Source organism: Pseudomonas mosselii, assembly GCF_003205295.1.
Classification (GTDB): domain Bacteria; phylum Pseudomonadota; class Gammaproteobacteria; order Pseudomonadales; family Pseudomonadaceae; genus Aquipseudomonas; species Aquipseudomonas mosselii_B.
Genome location: NZ_QJRP01000023.1, coordinates 18,175 through 34,635 on the forward strand (window position 1 = coordinate 18,175; position 16,461 = coordinate 34,635).

The following is a 16,461-nucleotide window of genomic DNA, read 5'->3' on the forward strand; positions in this document are numbered from 1 at the left end:
ACATTCTTCCCTGAACAATTAGTCTGATTGGCACCCCGCTCGACAACGACCGTGGCGCGCTGAAATGTCGATTGATAGAGTCGCATAGTTCCTTCTAATATGTCTTGCCAAACGACAGCGCCAAGACAGTCGAATAATTCCTCTATAACGACCTCGGCCTCACTGATCATGTCAAATGCACTGCTCCCACCCGCGCCGTTGCCGATCGATATCGTGACCGCCCCCACGCGCGAAACGCTTGAGCTGAATTATGTCTGCCCAGGCAGGCCGGTGCTGGTTCGCGGCGTGACCGATCATTGGCGTGCGCGCTTGGAATGGTCACATGATTACTTGGCCGAACACGCAGGTCATACAACTGTGACCGTCAGCCGCCGCAGGGGCGCTGATGCACAGCATATGCAGCTTGCCGCATACTTGAAGTATCTGGAGCGCCCCCCGGAAGCCGACCCGCTCTACCTCAGCAATTGGGTGTTCGAACGCGACTGCCCCCAGCTCTTGAACGACTACGAACAACTCGAACTCTTCGAGCATCTCGAATCGAAATTGCCCGAGCACCTACGCCCGCAATGGCGCTGGATGTTCATCGGGCCGACGGGGTCTGGCACTCATCTGCACGTCGACGTCCTCGACACCAGCGCCTGGAATGTCGTGATCACGGGCCGTAAACGCTGGCGCTTCTACTCTCCCGAACAAAAGGCCTTGATGTATCAGGGTGGCGTGAACACCTTCGAGCCAGATCTCACAGCCTGCCCGCGCTTCGCGCAGGCCCAGGCGATCGAATGCGTACAGGAACCTGGCGATCTCGTGTTCACACCCAGTGGCTGGTGGCACCAGGTGATCAACGAGCGCGGCGGTATTTCCATCACAGAGAATTTCATCGATCGAGCTAATCTCGAGCGCGTCAAGCAGGCGGCAAAACGTGCAAACCTTGCCTACTTGGACCAGGCCGTCGCCGCAATCGGCTAAACGTGCCGCGCCGGTCTGAAGATCGCGTTCACCGAAGCAAATCAACGACTCTCGAAAGATCCAGCGATGCATTATCGACCCAAACACTGCACAGCTGACTCAACCGGTTGAGCAAGGCTTGTGCTTGAGCGCCCGAGCAGACCTGTGGCTGATAACGCAAGGTAAATCGCACACCCTGCGCTTGCTCGCACACCAAGACCAGTGGATAGCCCTCGTTGATATGAAACTGCATGTCCTCTACCTGCAACCCTGTCGCGCCACCAAATATCCGGCCCACAGGGGCATGATTTTCATGCACGTAAATGGCATTGAAAAGCGCCGAGTCGGCAGGCCAACCAACACAGCGCTTGATTTCAGGAAGCGAATCATGCGCGTGCCGTTGCAGGTTGGCGATACTGGACTGCATGGCCCGCGTCCACTGCTTCAAGGTACGACCACCGTTGATCGTTGCCCTGAGAGGCAGTGTGCTGATCAGGTTGCCCACGGTATCGATGTAGTCCGAACGTTCAGCCTGTCGTCCGCAGGTAACGAGGCCCACCAGCAGATCACGACGCTCGAAGGTCACCGCAAACGCAAATGCAAACCAGGAAGCAAAAGCGCTGGCAATGGTCACTTGGGCGTCGGCCAGCGCCACGCCAAGCGCGTCGGTGCATTCCCCTGAGAGCTCAAGCAGCAGCTCCTCGGGCATTGCTGCATCCTGCCGCTGATCGAACAGCGCAGAGCATTCCAGATGCGCGAGATAATCAGCCCAGAACGACTGCTCGCGCCGCGCCCGTGCCTGGGTATCGAGCAGGAAATGGCGATAACTTGGATCCTCTGCCAGTTGCAGTGCTGGCTTCCCCGCAAGCTGGGCATAGAGTTCTGCAAGCTCTACCATCAGGCATTCCTGAGCACGTCCGTCGGCAATCAGGTGATGCTGTGTCCAAATCCACACATGCCGCTCCGCGGATAACCTCACCAGGCAAACGCGCAGCAAAGGCGGACGCGAAAGATCGAATGGCTGTTCACGCTCGCGACGCTTGTACTGGAGGAGCTGAGCGTCAGTCGCAGGCTCGCCCGGCGACTCATAGCGCAGAACCAGCGCTACATCCTCATGAATTCGCTGGCTACGGCAAGCAAGAAGGTTTTCTGGAAATGCCGTACGCAACGCAGGATGTCGATTCACCAACAGGCGCAGGGCGGCCTCAAAACGTGCGGGTTCGAGCGGGCCAACCAGTTCACAGCTGAATTGCGAAACATAGAGCGAGGCCTGCGGTGTCGCCAGACAGTGGTACAGCATGCCCTCCTGAGCGGCCGTGGAAGGATAGACCCCTCCCTGGGGCTGATCTGTCGACGCGACGCGCCCCAGGGTGACCGCACTGCTCGCATCACAAGATGCCAGATGCTGGGCAAGGGCGCGAACCGTAGGGTGATTGATGATGTCCTGCATGGTGACATCCAGCCCTGCACGTCTTGCCCGAGCCGAGATACGGATGCTCTTCAGAGAGTCACCACCCAACGCGAAATAGTTGTCCTGTACCTGAACTGGACGGGCAAAAGACTCACTCCAGATAGCCAGCAGTGTTGCCTCGAGACTGGACAGCGGCTCCTGCCCCCCATCTACTCCGGGGTCGCTCGATGCAACCTGCGCTTGCCCAAGAAGCTCGGAGACAAACCGCTCTTTTTCCTGTTGCTCATCGAAACTGGAGGGTGTTGAAGGGCTATGCATAAGGATTGTCCAGAGGAGCAGTAAGTGAAAGACGGGCAGGTGATAAAACGGCTTCAGCCAGCATGTCGTCTATGGTGTCGTGCTGGGAAAGAAATTCAAACGTAGTGGCGATGACCGCGCGAATTCGCTCGACATGGGCAAGCTCGACATGCCGTGCGTCATAATCGAACAGAATCCGCAGGCCGTCGCCAAGGTAATACTGGTTGAAGTGGACAGTCAGCGGTACGTAGGTCTGATCGGATGCATAGTGGCTGGCCACCTTCAGCTCAAGCGCCTGCAAGGCGCGATACACATGGAAATGCGTGTATACGAATAGGGTTTGGAACAATGGACGCCCGCCATTCATTGCAACCAGTCGAGCATAGGGAAAACGCCGGAATGGTAAATAACTCGTCTCTGTTTCGAAGCACTTGCGCAGCAATTGCCCCCAGCTCATCCCCTGAAGATCGATGGCAACAGGGAGCAGGTTGTTGAATACACCGATGGATCGGTCGCCACCGCTGAGCTCCGGCCTGCCATTGAACTCCACGCCGCCACGCTGCAAGGTGCCGTTGGTGACGCGCGCCAATGCGTAAAAGTAGACCGCCATCAACAGACTCTTCAGGGGTACGCGCGCCACCTGGGCAATAGCCTTCAAACGCTCCACCGATCGCGCAGTCGCCTGCCAGGTCAGTCGACTGTGCGGCCCTCGAGCTGGTATCGAGAGCGCCTGCGCATCAGCAAAGCGACCTTGCTCAAGCACCTTGGTCCAGAACTGAGCATGGGCCTGACTGGCCAGCGCCTGGCGCTCCAATGCCACGAATTCGGCATAGGCGAGCGGTGGACGCCTGATCGCATTCGGTACCCTGCCCATGCTAAAGGCTGAGTAGGCTTCAAGAAGCTCGGTCAACACGGTTGCCACGCACCAACCATCGAGCGAAGCGTCTGCAAAGGTAAGTTGGAATCGCTCGTGATCGAGCAAGTGAACAGTGCAACGGAAATGCGGTGCCGTTTCCCACGAAAAAGGCCGCTTTTTCTCCGCCTCTATCCAGGAATTCAGCCGGCGCTGACGCTCCGATTCGGGCAAGTCAGTCAGGTCCTCGACCGCCAGATCCAGCTCCACGAAACGATGAAGTATCTGTACGGGTTCGGCGAAGCGCTCCAGGTCAACCGAGGCTCGCAGGAATGCGTGCTCGGTAACGACCTGGCGCAGTGCATGGTGGAGCGCAGATTCATCCCAACGGGCAACAAGTTCAAGCGTCGTTACAAAGACTTCATAGTGATGATCATTGAAGAACTTGTATATGATCCCCCGCTGCAGGTAGCTGAGGGGATAGGCATCCTCGACCTCGGCCGTTTCCAGGAGCGCGCGGTCGTGCTTGCCCAGCAGGCTGAACGGTGCAATGGCGGGAACGACAGGCTGCAAGTTGCCCACACCCGCGACGGTCGCTTGTACCCCAGCGAAACTGCTGCTACGGAACAACGCCTGCACTGACAGCGCAATGCCAACGTCCCGCAGGCGACCTATCAAATGCAATGCCAGGATCGAGTCGCCACCGCACTCGAAGAAATCATCTGCATCGCAAGGCGCAGAGCCGCCCAATACCGCTTGCCACTGCTTCGCAAGCTGGGCGCGAAGGCCAGTCGCGTCGACAACCGGTGAATCGCCGCCTCGTCGTTCACTGAGCAGCTGTGCACGATCCACCTTACCGTTGGGAAGCAACGGCCACCCTGTCAGCAATCGCCACTCTCGCGGGACCATGAATTCCGGCAACCATGTCCGCGCATGCTCCTCGATCTCGCGCCTGGTCAAGGCTACCTGTTCATCGACCTGCAGGAAGGCGCAAAGCCGCTCAGGCCCGCCCTCCTCCACGAGCATGACAACCGCGTTGCGAACTCCCGGCAAAACGCTCAACGTTTGTTCGATTTCCCCGAGCTCGATGCGATATCCCGACAGCTTGACCTGGCTGTCCAGGCGACCGAGGTAAATAATGTTGCCGTGTTCATCGAAGCGAGCCAGGTCACCGGTGCGATAGCACCGCGAACCACTGCCCCAGGGCGACGGGATGAATCGGGCAGCAGTCAACGCCGCCTTGCCGACGTAGCCAATCGCCACTTGTGGCCCGCCAACCACCAACTCACCTTGTGCGCCTGGAAGGACCGCCTTCCCCTGCTCGTCGACAATCGAAACCTCACAGTTGGGTGCGGGTCGCCCGATAGAAACACCCGTTGAGTCTGCAAACAGCTCTGTATAGGTGACGTCGATTCCCACCTCGGTGGGCCCGTAGAAGTTGAAAAGGCGTACATGCGGCGCACAGGAGAAAAATGCTTGCACATGAGACAGCAGCATCGCTTCGCCACTGCACACCACGTGCCGTAATCCTGCGATCGCCTTCTGCACACTATCGATGCCCAGCCAGTGACTCAGCACGGAGGGTACGAAATGCATGATGGTGCCACCGTTGCGCACGACTGCCTCGGCCACCTCTTCAGGGTATCGTTCGTGCTCGGGCTGAATGCAGATGGCCTTGGCACCCAGCATCAAGGGGACCAGGATTTCCCAGAGCGACACATCGAATGTCCAGATCGTCTTCTGCACGAAAACGTCTTGTGCTGAAAGCGCAAGGCGGTCGATCATCCAGTCCAGTCGATGATCAAGCGCTCTGTGGTCGACCAGGACCCCTTTGGGTTGCCCTGTGCTACCGGACGTATACAGCAGATAAGCACCCGCATCGGCGCAGGCAATTGCGTTCAACGAACCGCTCGACGGCATTTCTTCACCGGCGCCCTCCGGCATATCGATCACGGGAAGGCCGAGGGGGGCTGACGCGGTTTGCGCGATAACCGCCACCGCACCACTGTCACGCAGCATGTAGTCACGCCTGCGCACAGGTGTTGATGGATCTATGGGCAGATAGACCCCGCCTGCAAACATCACCCCCAGACAAGCCGCCACTCCCAGTGGACTACGCGGCAGCATGACGGCTACCACGACCTGGCGCGTACCGGTGGCAAGCGCACGTACTTGACGTGCGTAGGCATCAGACGTGGCCAGCAGACGCCCATAGGTCCATGCTTCACCTTTACCAGCCGGAATCAGAGCAATCGCATCGGGTTTTGCCAAAGCCTGGCCGACAATACGCGACAGGGTGGACGGCGCAGGACTGCCCGCTTCCCTTCCCCACGCCTGCAATCGAAGGGCTAGCGCCGTCGGCAGCACCATCGCCGCCGACAGAGGCTGATCAGTGCTCAGTGCGATGAAATTGAGCGTCGAATGGAATTGCTCGACCCAAGCGCACACCAACTGGGAGTCCAGCATGTCACGACGATAGTCGACGCACAGTTGCAGATGCCCATCGCATCCTAATAGCTGAACCTGCAAGGGGTAGTGCACGAAAGCCGATGGCATATGCAAGGGCGAAAACGTCAGGCCGGCAATGTCGAAAACAGCTTGCTCTCGCTCAAACGCCACGTCGATGGCCTGCGCCCCGACATCGAGCCCCGCCAAGTCGAAATAGGCAAACACGGCATCGAAGCAGGTGCCCGATGTACTGCCCCTGGCGGCAAAGTCGGCACCCAACCGTGAAAGGGGCAAGGCCTCGTGAGACAACGCACTGGTGAGCCGGTTCCTGACCTCAATCAGCGCATCATTGATGCATGCATCGGCTGCCACACTGGCTTCCATCGGCACCAGGTTGGCGAACATGCCAACCGTGTCACGATAGCGTGTCGTACGATTGAGTAGGGCGACGCCATATCGGACACGCTCTCGGCGCGAGAGAATGCCAAGGCTTGCCTCCAGTGCCAGTTGCAACACACAACCGACCGTGACACCCGCAGCGGCCGCCCGGGCATGAATTGCCGCAACCAGCTCTTTGGGCAACTCACTGCGATGGCGGTTCGCTTCATAGCTATCCAGGCCTTGGGCGGCGATGGGCAGACGCGGATCAAAGTCCGGGTTCAGCTTGGCCTGCCAAAACTGCACATCAATCTCGGCCTGCCGCGATCGCAGGTAAGCCTGATGTTCCTGGCAAAACTGCCGATAGTGTGGTGTATCCGCCGATGAGGGCACGTGCTCATTGCGTGAGGCGTCTTCATACAGGGCGAAAAGATCACGCCAGATGATGACGAACGACCAGAAGTCGGCAATTGCATGGTGGACCTGAAGCAGAAGAAGCGCCCCGCCCCCGCATCGAGGCAGCAATACGACGCGGTATAGTCGCGCAGCATCGATGGCTATTCCCCTGGCATTCCAAGCATGCAGTCGGGCGAGCGCGCTCTGTTCCTGCGCACTCGGATCTTCAACTACGAGTGCAGGGACACAATCGGTATCGACGACGTAACTCAACTCACCAGACGCGGAACACAAATGTCCACGCAAGGCTTCGTGCTGTTCCTCCAGCCTGGTCAAGGCGAGCCGCAGCGTGTCCGGATCGATATCCCCATTGATGCACACTGCACGTTGCAGGGTGTAGATCGGCTGAGCGGCCAATGTTTGTGCGAACACCAAGGCTCGCTGATAATGGGTTGCCGCAACACGGCGGCCTGTAACCGCTGGCGGTAGCGCAACGGCCTGAGGTGCCGGTATTCGAATGTCGTCGAGCAAGTCCTGAAGACGCGCACCGGCATACATCCTTGCCCGGTCAAGCACACAGGCAAAACGACGCTCTAACTCGAACTGGATACGGACGATTGTCAGCGAATCGGCTCCCAACTCGACCAAGGTTCGCTCCAGATCAAGCTCGCTTGCAGGGCAGCCAAGCAGGCGAGCAATGGTTTGCAACGGGTCTGAGAGGGCTTGCGCCTGGGGCGAAGGACCATTTTCAACTGCGTATTGCCGCTGTGCGCAGACGACAAGCGTACCCGGCAAGGGATGCACGTCGAACAGTTCGCGCACGCGATCACGCTGTAGCTTGCCACTGCTCGTGCGTGGCAAAGCACGGGGAGTGAACAGCACTTCGGAAATGGCGATCGGGAACAACGCCTCGATCCCTGCGGCGCAGCGTTCGCCAAGCGCCGCCAATTCATCCGGAGCAACGGCACCGGGCCGTAACTGGAATACGAGCGCGACCGTCTGACCGCCATCCAGGCTCAACGCCGCAGCGCAATTGGGCATGAAGCGCGTGTCGAGTTGCAGCATGGCAAACTCGATGTCGGCGAAGAAGTACTTGCGACCCGCCACCGTAACCGCGCTACCTACCCTGCCCAGCACGTGGACACCGGCATTTGCCAAGTAACCCAGGTCTCCTGTTGCCAGGTAACGTCTCGTGGGGTCGTGGGGCAGTCGGTGGTCAAAAGCAGCGCGGTCGATTTGCCCGCTGCGCAAATACCCTTCCGCCAGACTGGAAGCACTGACCCAGATTTCTCCCACCTGACCATGCTCGCATTCGTGGCCGCTTTGCGTATCGATGATCCTGATGTCGACATCGCCCTGCTCAGGTAACCCACAGCTGGCGAGCGCACCGAAGGTTGCAAGAGACGCGTGTGCAGGGAGGTTCTCTGTCGGCACTGGGGCTTCATGCACCAGGCCTCTGCACGCACTTATCATGAGGGTGGTTTCAGCCATGCCATAAGCAGGACACAGGGATTGCCTGTCGAAGCCGTGGCTGGCAAACCGGTTTGCGAAGCTCTCCAGCGTGTGATGGCGTACAGCTTCCGCACCGCAAACAGCGCTCGACCAGCTCGAAAGATCGATCCCCTGTATCTCATGTTCCGGTATATGCAGGCAAAGCTCATAGGCGAAATTCGGAGCACTACTGACCGTGCCACCAAATTCGTCAATCACCCGCAACCAACGGGAGGGGCGTTGCATGAAGGCTGCGGGTAGCATATGTACACTTGTCGCACCCAAGTAATAGGGCAGCAGCAACTTGCTGACCAGACCCATGTCATGGTGTAGCGGTAACCAGTTCACGAACCGCGAATGCTCATCGAAGCCAAACGTACGCATCAACAAGCCAAATTGCGCCTCAAGCGCCTGTCGACTGACAACCGCCCCTTTCGGATCACGCGTGGAGCCTGATGTGTACTGGACGAAGGCGATCGGGAAGTCCATGCGCGCAGCTGAGCGAAAACCACCCTCGAAGCGCTCCCCGATCGCGATCACCGACACATCGGTTTGCTTGCGCAGCACATCTATCGCCGCATGTTGCTGTTGAGCCGCATCGACCAACAGCGCGCGGGCCTGGCTATCACGAGCGATTGCAAGCAACTGGTCGCCAACGCTGAAACGCTTGAAGTTGGATGAGAGGCCGATCGGCACGGCACCGATGTACTGGCAGGCCAGGAATGCGGTGGCGAAGCGGATGGGGTCGCGTAACGTGATCATCACATGCTGCCCGGCGCGCACGTCACAACCATGATGAAGAAATGCTGCAGCCTCGCGAACGGCGTCGTCCAATTCCGCGAAGGTGCACGAAGTGGAAACATTCACGCCATCGCGCAGATAATGGAGCGTGTTTGATCGCGCGCGCCCAGCCTGATCGAGCTTGCGAATCATACCAGCCCCTCAGCAACCTCAGGCCTGAGACGCCATTGCAGCCGCCCCCGAGCAAGCGCACAAGCGTGGACGCCCTCCCATGGCGTACAGGCCGCCACTTCGAGGCCTCGCCTACAAAGTGCTACTTGAAGCAGAATAAGCTGGACAATTGACTGCATGTTCCCTCGCTTTGCCATTCAATTCCCTTGAGCCGACCCGCGAAATCAGCGGGGCGACCATCAATCCCTTGCGGTCAAGGCCACCAGTCGTTCAACGATGCGTTCTGCATCACGCGCGATATGCCCGACACTCTGCGCGTCCGGAAATGTGCCGATCAACAGTGGGCCGATTGCGAACAGACTGCCCTCCCCTGGTGCTGCAGCGACGTCGGCTGGCACCATCTCACAAGTGCATGGATTCACTTTGACCCCGCCCAGCTCGATGGTCTCCCCCGCATCCTGGGCGTAGACCGCGCAAGCCAGGCCGCGATCGTAAAGATGACGTAGCACCGGTGAAACCGTTCGATCGAGCCGCACATCGGGCCCCGCAGCAGCGACCACCAGATCGAATTCTCCAACGGTCCTGAAGATGCCAGCGTCATCCAGAACGTCGAGGCGCTGGACATTGCGCTGCCGGTCCTCACACAAACGGTAACCCTGCGGCGCAGCGAGGATGTCAAGCGAGCCGGCCTCGAACAAGGCGTCGAGGCGTAGTGCATTCTCACGCGCCATCGGCATGGCCGCACGATAGTAGCGAGAGCGCTGTGACAAGAACCTGAGCTTGTCACGATCACTGAACCTCGGGAACGCCTCACTCAATACTGGCAATCCACCGAACAATCCGGTCTGCCACGCCAGCACTGCTCCATCCGCCGTTTCGCGTAGATCTTCCTTCAAGCGCTGAGCGGGTTTTCCCGCACAAAGGCGCTGAAGTTTTTCTGCCAACGAGCCGCATGTGTCTTCCTTTTCGCCGAATGCGGCGAACAGGATCATCTGTTCGACTGCCGCAAGATCCAGCCGACCCTCGGCACGACACTGGGCGATGGGCTGGCCCAACACCGTCTTGCACAGCGCATCAACATCTATCGGCGGTGGCGCAGATCCCCAGACTTTCGGCAGCTCCCCACTACTGGATAGAACGCTCAGGTGCAACATCCCCTGATTCTCGATCGCCCCCAGACCAACCGCGACATCCACAGCCGTCAGGTAACTGCCCAGGATCAAAACTCGTCCCCCGCCCTCGGCAATCCGCGCATCGACCAGGTCACGAAGTCGATTGAAAGGCCAAGGGCATTGAAATACCCCGTCAAGAGGCTTTTTCTCGGCGAAGGCGCTGTGCCCTATCGCCAGCACCACGTGTCTGGCACCCGGCAGCCCAACGTGCTCGCCTTGCACGGACCAGCCTCCGGCAGCAGGTTCGATCGCCTTTATAGTTGTGTGCAACCGGGCGGTTACCTGGGCTCCCAAACTGCGTAAAAAAGCCACGATCCGTTCGAATCGGCCCCATTCTTCGCGACCGACCTGGGCCCGTACCGAGGGTGCGGCCAAACTCGACAAATGCATGTCGCCTACCACATCAGGAGACCAGGCCAGCCCAGTACCCCAATGCCTGCCTTGTTCATAGATGCTGATTCGCAAACCGGCTGGCAACCGTCCGGACACAATCGCATGGGCAAGGGCCAGCAGCACATACTTGGCTGACTGGCCTGCGCCGATGATCGCTACATCATCTGACACGCTCATTCGTCCTCGTTCAACTGTTGATCGATGTAGCGTGCCAGAGAAGCGACACTCGGAGCGTCAATCACATTCCCCAGTGAGAGGCTTATGCCAAAGACGTCACGCAAGGCTACGATCAGGCGGCTGAATGATAGTGAATGGCCGCCACTCATGAAAAAGTTGTCGTGCACGCCAACCTGCTCTACCTCCAGCACCGAACACCAGCATTTCGCCACCCTGGCTTCGGTCGCGGTGCGAGGCGCCACGCAGACGGCCTGTAAATCGGCCTGGGCAAGTTCACCAAGCACTTTTCGGTCAACCTTGCCGTGCGCGTCCAATGCCAGGTCCGCGAGCACGACGATTCTGGCTGGGCACATGCTCAACGGTAACTTGAGCCGTAGCGCAGCGCTCAGTGCCTGGACGCTGAAATGGTTGGGTGACACGGGCACCACGAATGCGACCAGGCACGGCGATGGCTCGTCCAGCTTGATCAGCGTGGCCTGCTTAACTCCAGGTTCGGCGGTCATGGCAGCGATGATTTCCGCCCGATCGATGCGCACACCGTTGAGTTTCAACTGATCGTCCCGCCGCCCTACGAACTCGATGGCGCCGTTTGGCAGGCGCCGCACCCAATCGCCGGTGACGTACATTCTCGCACCCTCGCGAGAAGTGAACGGGTCCGGCAGGAAAGCAAGGGCAGTGGCGCAAGGCGCCCCCACTATGCCCCTCGCCAAACCTGCGCCACCAATGCACAGCATGCCAACACCGGCCAGAGGCGTCGGGCGGCCGGCATTGTCCACAACATAGAACACGTACTCATCCAACGGCTCACCAATGGGCACGGTTCTAGGATGCATGTCATCGACAGCGTGATACAGGCTGGCGTTGATACAGGTTTCAGCTGGCCCGTACGCATTGATCAGCGTTCCACCGTGCTTGGCCACCTCAGCAACCAACGAACCCTCCAGAGGCTCGCCGCCGATGACTACATGCGCAACCTTTGCCAAGGCAGGCGCGCCGCCCACATGCAGGCAGCGCGACAGGAGGCTGGGAGTCATCTGCACCATGCGCGGAGGGAAGGTTTCCAGCGCCGCGATGATCGCGCGCTCAGACGCCCCATCAGACTTGTCCAGCAGGTGCAGTCGCGCGCCACGGCAGAAGGTCAGCATCCACTCCCAGAGAGAGGCATCGAAGGTTGCAGGCGTGCGCCCCAGTACGCGCTCGCCCGGCGCGAGGGGGAAGTGACGGGCCAAGGCATCTATCTGGTTGGCGAGCGAGGCATGCGACACCGCAACCGCTCGTGGCTCCCCCGTGGTGCCCGAGGTGCATATGACATAGGCCAGCACCTGCAGCGGCCAGTTGCGCACTTGGGCCTGATCGGAAGGAGCACCCAGTGTCGTTTGCACGCGGATATGTCCATCGTGATCGACAATCGCTTTCACCTTGGCCCGCTCGATGATTTGCTGCCTACGTGCCGCCGGCCCCTGTTCGTCGAGCGCGACGAAATGGGCGCCAACGCGCCAAACAGCCAGAGCGCCGATCAAGTAGCGAACCGGATCGGCAACGGACAAGCCAACGCAATCCTCGAGGCCAACCCCGATGCCTCGCAGGGCTTGCGCCTGCTCGACAACACGCTCGCCCAGCTCACGGTAGGTCCAGGTCTGAGTACCGTAATCGATAGCAACAGCCTGCGCCTGCAGTTCGATGACCTGTTGGATACGATCGCAAACCGTGATTATCGTTGGAGCGGGGGCTACACATGGGTTCGACGCCGCCCATCCATCAACTTGCTGGTCGAGCATATTCAATTGAGCGACAGTAACCGATACATCCGCGATGGCCCGAGTCAGTGTGTTCTGAAGCGCTGTCAGAAGAAAATCGACTGTCGCCTGGGAGTAGCGAGAAGGGTTTGCGCTGAGTGCAAGCGAAGATTGCGATTGCGCACTCTGGGCGACGGTCACCTCCAGCTGGCTGGATGGCGCGAAACAGGCATGCAGGTGCTCATCCCAGCTCACGCCTTGACTTTGCCCACTCTGCAACTTGCGCGTTGAAAACCGCGCATTGAGTCGATCGGCATCAATCGTGAAATGCTGCTCCAGGAAACATTCCTTCCATTCAGCACACTCATCCATTTTCCTGAATACGTGCTTGACCAGGCCGGCGAACGGTGTGCTGCTTGAAACGTCGAATGTCACCGGCAACTCGTAATCCAGTCGACCGATAAGCGCCTCGAACATATCCTCACGGTTACCAATCGCGACAACCAGGTCCTTGGATCTATCTGGCAAGAGGCGTTCGAGTACCACCAACCACGCACTGAGAACCAAGCTATTGACGCACACCTGAAGCCGACTGGCGATCAATTCGAGGCGCCGTGCAGTTGCTTCAGTCAATACGCGGGTAGAAAAGGCCGCCTTGGCAGTGTCCGATACTCGCAACCGCTCTTCGATCGGCAGCTCCAGAAGTGGCTGGAATGAGGCAGCGGCACGCGTCCAGAACTGCTTGCCGAATTGTGCCTCTGGACTGGCTATCAGCTCGCGATGCCAGTTCATATAGTCCGTATAGCGAATGCTGCCTTCCTGCACCTGCCCGGCGCTCAACGCCTGTTCAAGAACGCGGTTGACGAAAAGGGACAAACCGTCTGCATCAAAGACCCAGGAACAGCAAACGGCTACTAACCACTTCGTCTGGTCAACGGTCACCAATGCCAAAGCACAAGCAGAGCTGGCCAGTTGCCGAGCCTCGGCCATATGCTCGCAAGCACTTTCCAGGCTTGATGCATCGATGGCCTGCACACAGCACTCACCATTGAGGCCGGGGAGGCAAAGTTCGACATGCGACAGAACATCCGCGGCAGACGATCGCAGCATCTCGATGCTGACGACACCTGAAAGTGAAAAGGTACAACAGATGATCTCAGAGGCATCTCTGCTTGCAGCACGACGGCCATACGCCTGCAATTGCGGCAGAGACAGTGAGGAAATGCTCATGTTTGTTCTTCCTGAACACGCAATGGGTGATGCAGTTTCGCCCACTCGATCTGATCCAACTGGGAAAAATAAATGACCCGCGCACCTGCTCCGGCATACGGAGCACGACCATGAGCCATGGACAAGTTATCGATCAGCAGAACATCGCCAGGCTGCCACTCGATTGAAACTGAATGCGCGTCGTAAGCTTGCCCGATCGCTGTAACTATGTCGAGCGAGACAGGCTCACCATTGGCATAGCGTGTATCGTTTATCAGACGATGTTCCCGCCCCTCCGCTGCCAAAGCTTCACGCGCGTGCGGTGGCAGATTCGAGTGATGGAAAAAGAACAAATGATTGGTCCAGCAGAGCATGCCAGTACGAGGGTGTGCCAGCACACACGGGCGCCGTTGCGTCGTGGTCAATACACCGTTGTCCTTCCACTCCAACCGTATGTCATCGCACGCAGCAATGGCTTCGACAGCAGCCCGATCACTCACGCCGAAAGCTTGTTGCCAAGACATGCCAAAGTACGGATGGTAACTGCGTACCAGCTCATATCCATCGCGGGCAAAGGGTGACCGAATAGCCTCAGGCAACATTCGCCAAACCGCTCGGCAATCGGCAAGCCACGTAGCGCCGCCGGATTCCGAGGGCTGAACGCAGTGAAAAAGCAGTTTGGCCGGCATTGCCCGTTGGTAGGAGCTCTCGTTGTGAAAGGCAATGGGATAGGCGCCAGGGTACTCCGTGGCAGTGAATACATTGCCTGAAATACGCGTGCGTGGAGACGTTTCTTCACGGCTGTTGGTGGGTGTACAACCGAGCCATTGGCCAAGCAGTTCGAGTTCGCGTGCCCCGCCGACTTCAAAACCGCGGAACAGCAACGCGCCTCGCTCGGCAAGTTTTTCATCGACCCAACCCGCATGCCGACGAAAGACCTCCGCCAGCCGAATATCCGGTCGTGCAGGCGTGAACGTTGACAAGAAAGGCACCTCAGCATCCACCTGCACCAGGCTGCCTTGCCAGTCAGGCATTGATCCGCTCACCTGAACCGAACGGTCGAGCGAAAACTGCTTTTTCCATTCATGCATCGCTGCCACTCCCGCTAGTCCGTGCAAACCGCTTTTGCTTCATTCGTGCGAAGGCTGCCCGATGCCCCGTGCTAAGTTGCTGGTCCCGGGCTTGCAGAACACGTATGAACTCACTGCAGCACGCGCCGGGCGTGTCGACGGCAAGCTGGGCAAGCTGCAGATACAGTACATCGAATTCACTGGCCAGGACTTCGGTATGTGGCAAGACACGGTAGGCCACGCTCACGCGAAAGACGCTTCCTGCGTCGCTCATGTAACAGACGAAAGGAAGGTCCTGCTCTTGCTCGATGTGGACATGGTTTGCCACTACCGAACACCCGGGCAACGAAAACGCAGCATGCGTGTTGTTGTGGAACCCGAAAAGGTAACTCAAGCCCGACAGTCCGACGGCAGTCGCTTGAGCATCGATTTCATGGTGTGCCAGCCATTTGTGCGCCAGAGCGCCGCGTAGGGTCCTGCCAACCTGCGTGACCATCGTCATGAAGGTGCTGGATGGCTCTACACCGTGCACGATGGGCAAACGGTTGACGAATAGACCGATCGTGCCCTCGAACTCGGCGGCATCACGAATCGACGCATCCAGACCGATGCACTCGGCACCCGGCGATTGCTTGGCCTCCAGCAGCAGACGAAACAGTGCAAACATTGTCGAGTACAGTGTTTCACCGCAACGCCGAGACAACGCCTGCAAACCAGCGATCAAGGGTGCCGGCATCGTGAACTCGAACGAACGCATGGTACCTGGCCCGCTGCCCAGTGAGGCTCGCTCGAGGCTCGGACGCCCCGACATCGCAGCGATATCCTTAGCGCGGCACATCTCCATGCGCCACCAATCACGTAGCGCCGCCCGCCCTAGCGTTGCAATCGTAGCCCGCTCATAGGCAACGAATGCGGGGTAACCCAGGCCCCCAGCACGCTCAGGTAACGCCTTGCCGCCATGCAATGCCTGGTAGCCACTACAGAACTCATCGACAATGATTGCGAAGGAAGTGCCATCATTGACGATGTGGTGGCGGCGCAATGTTACCAAGGTATGCTCATCGCCCAAGGCACAGAGGTTGACGTCAAGCAATGGGCCCGCCGACAAATCGAAAGCGCGCCTGGCCTGCTCTGCCGCTATGTGACGCATTAACGTGCACGGGCTCTCGGGCATGTGCCCGATACCACGCTCGACCGACACCGCGATGGGGCGGTAGGATCGCACGTGCTGAAGAGCGCAGCCATGCGCTTCGCTGAAGCCCGTACGCAGGGCTACATGACGCTCCATCAAGGCGTTGACGACTTCACCCACGATGCCTGTGTCCAATTTCCCATGGAGCAGGACACAACTGGTCAAGCCGAACCGAGCACTGTGGGGGCGAGCCCGCTCCACAGCCCATATCTCTTCCTGGGCATTGGATAGCGGAACGGCAAGCGAGGTGTCAGATCCAAGGCATGTGGCGCCGAGCAATTGCCGTAATTCGGACTGATGGCGACCCAGTGCACGCAGCAAGTCACTCGACAGGCTCTCCTTCGGGCCCTTGACCTGCAGCATCCCCTCCCGAAGCAGAAC

7 protein-coding genes are annotated in these 16,461 nt (G+C 58.9%); 1 reads left to right on the top strand and 6 read right to left on the bottom strand.

Annotated features, from left to right (window positions below):
• Positions 1 to 168 precede the first annotated feature (168 nt).
• Positions 169 to 966, top strand: a complete 798-nt coding sequence (locus tag DMX06_RS19200; RefSeq protein ID WP_181427866.1) for a cupin-like domain-containing protein — start codon at positions 169 to 171, stop codon at positions 964 to 966.
• 28 nt (positions 967 to 994) lie between these two features.
• Here the strand turns inward: DMX06_RS19200 and DMX06_RS19205 are convergent, their stop codons facing one another.
• The 6 genes from DMX06_RS19205 to DMX06_RS19230 form a co-directional block, all read right to left on the bottom strand.
• Positions 995 to 2,674, bottom strand: coding sequence for a condensation domain-containing protein (locus tag DMX06_RS19205; protein ID WP_110738905.1), 1,680 nt, complete (start codon positions 2,672 to 2,674; stop codon positions 995 to 997).
• Positions 2,667 to 9,152, bottom strand: a complete 6,486-nt coding sequence (locus tag DMX06_RS19210) for a non-ribosomal peptide synthetase (protein ID WP_110738906.1) — start codon at positions 9,150 to 9,152, stop codon at positions 2,667 to 2,669. Before DMX06_RS19210 ends, DMX06_RS19205 begins: the two co-directional genes overlap by 8 nt.
• Positions 9,153 to 9,370: 218 nt before the next feature.
• Positions 9,371 to 10,873 carry an FAD/NAD(P)-binding protein gene (locus DMX06_RS19215; protein ID WP_110738907.1) on the bottom strand — a complete coding sequence of 501 codons (1,503 nt, stop codon included), beginning with the start codon at positions 10,871 to 10,873 and terminating at the stop codon, positions 9,371 to 9,373.
• The gene (locus DMX06_RS19220; RefSeq protein ID WP_110738908.1) at positions 10,870 to 13,839 is read right to left on the bottom strand and encodes an AMP-binding protein; all 2,970 of its coding nucleotides are present in this window, start codon (positions 13,837 to 13,839) and stop codon (positions 10,870 to 10,872) included. The genes DMX06_RS19215 and DMX06_RS19220 overlap by 4 nt, the downstream gene beginning before the upstream one ends.
• Positions 13,836 to 14,909 (bottom strand): TauD/TfdA family dioxygenase, encoded by a 1,074-nt coding sequence (locus tag DMX06_RS19225; RefSeq protein ID WP_110738909.1) that lies wholly within the window; start codon positions 14,907 to 14,909, stop codon positions 13,836 to 13,838. Before DMX06_RS19225 ends, DMX06_RS19220 begins: the two co-directional genes overlap by 4 nt.
• A complete protein-coding gene (locus tag DMX06_RS19230; RefSeq protein ID WP_146232221.1) occupies positions 14,902 to 16,443 on the bottom strand; it encodes a condensation domain-containing protein in 1,542 nt (513 codons plus the stop codon). The genes DMX06_RS19225 and DMX06_RS19230 overlap by 8 nt, the downstream gene beginning before the upstream one ends.
• Between the last annotated feature and the right edge of the window lie 18 nt (positions 16,444 to 16,461).

Excerpts from the sequence above, each read along its gene's own strand:
- DMX06_RS19200 (WP_181427866.1), top strand. The coding sequence starts at position 169 with ATGTCAAATGCACTGCTCCCACCCGCGCCGTTGCCGATCGATATCGTG.
- DMX06_RS19205 (WP_110738905.1), bottom strand. The coding sequence starts at position 2,674 with ATGCATAGCCCTTCAACACCCTCCAGTTTCGATGAGCAACAGGAAAAA.
- DMX06_RS19210 (WP_110738906.1), bottom strand. The coding sequence starts at position 9,152 with ATGATTCGCAAGCTCGATCAGGCTGGGCGCGCGCGATCAAACACGCTC.
- DMX06_RS19215 (WP_110738907.1), bottom strand. The coding sequence starts at position 10,873 with ATGAGCGTGTCAGATGATGTAGCGATCATCGGCGCAGGCCAGTCAGCC.
- DMX06_RS19220 (WP_110738908.1), bottom strand. The coding sequence starts at position 13,839 with ATGAGCATTTCCTCACTGTCTCTGCCGCAATTGCAGGCGTATGGCCGT.
- DMX06_RS19225 (WP_110738909.1), bottom strand. The coding sequence starts at position 14,909 with ATGCATGAATGGAAAAAGCAGTTTTCGCTCGACCGTTCGGTTCAGGTG.
- DMX06_RS19230 (WP_146232221.1), bottom strand. The coding sequence starts at position 16,443 with ATGCTGCAGGTCAAGGGCCCGAAGGAGAGCCTGTCGAGTGACTTGCTG.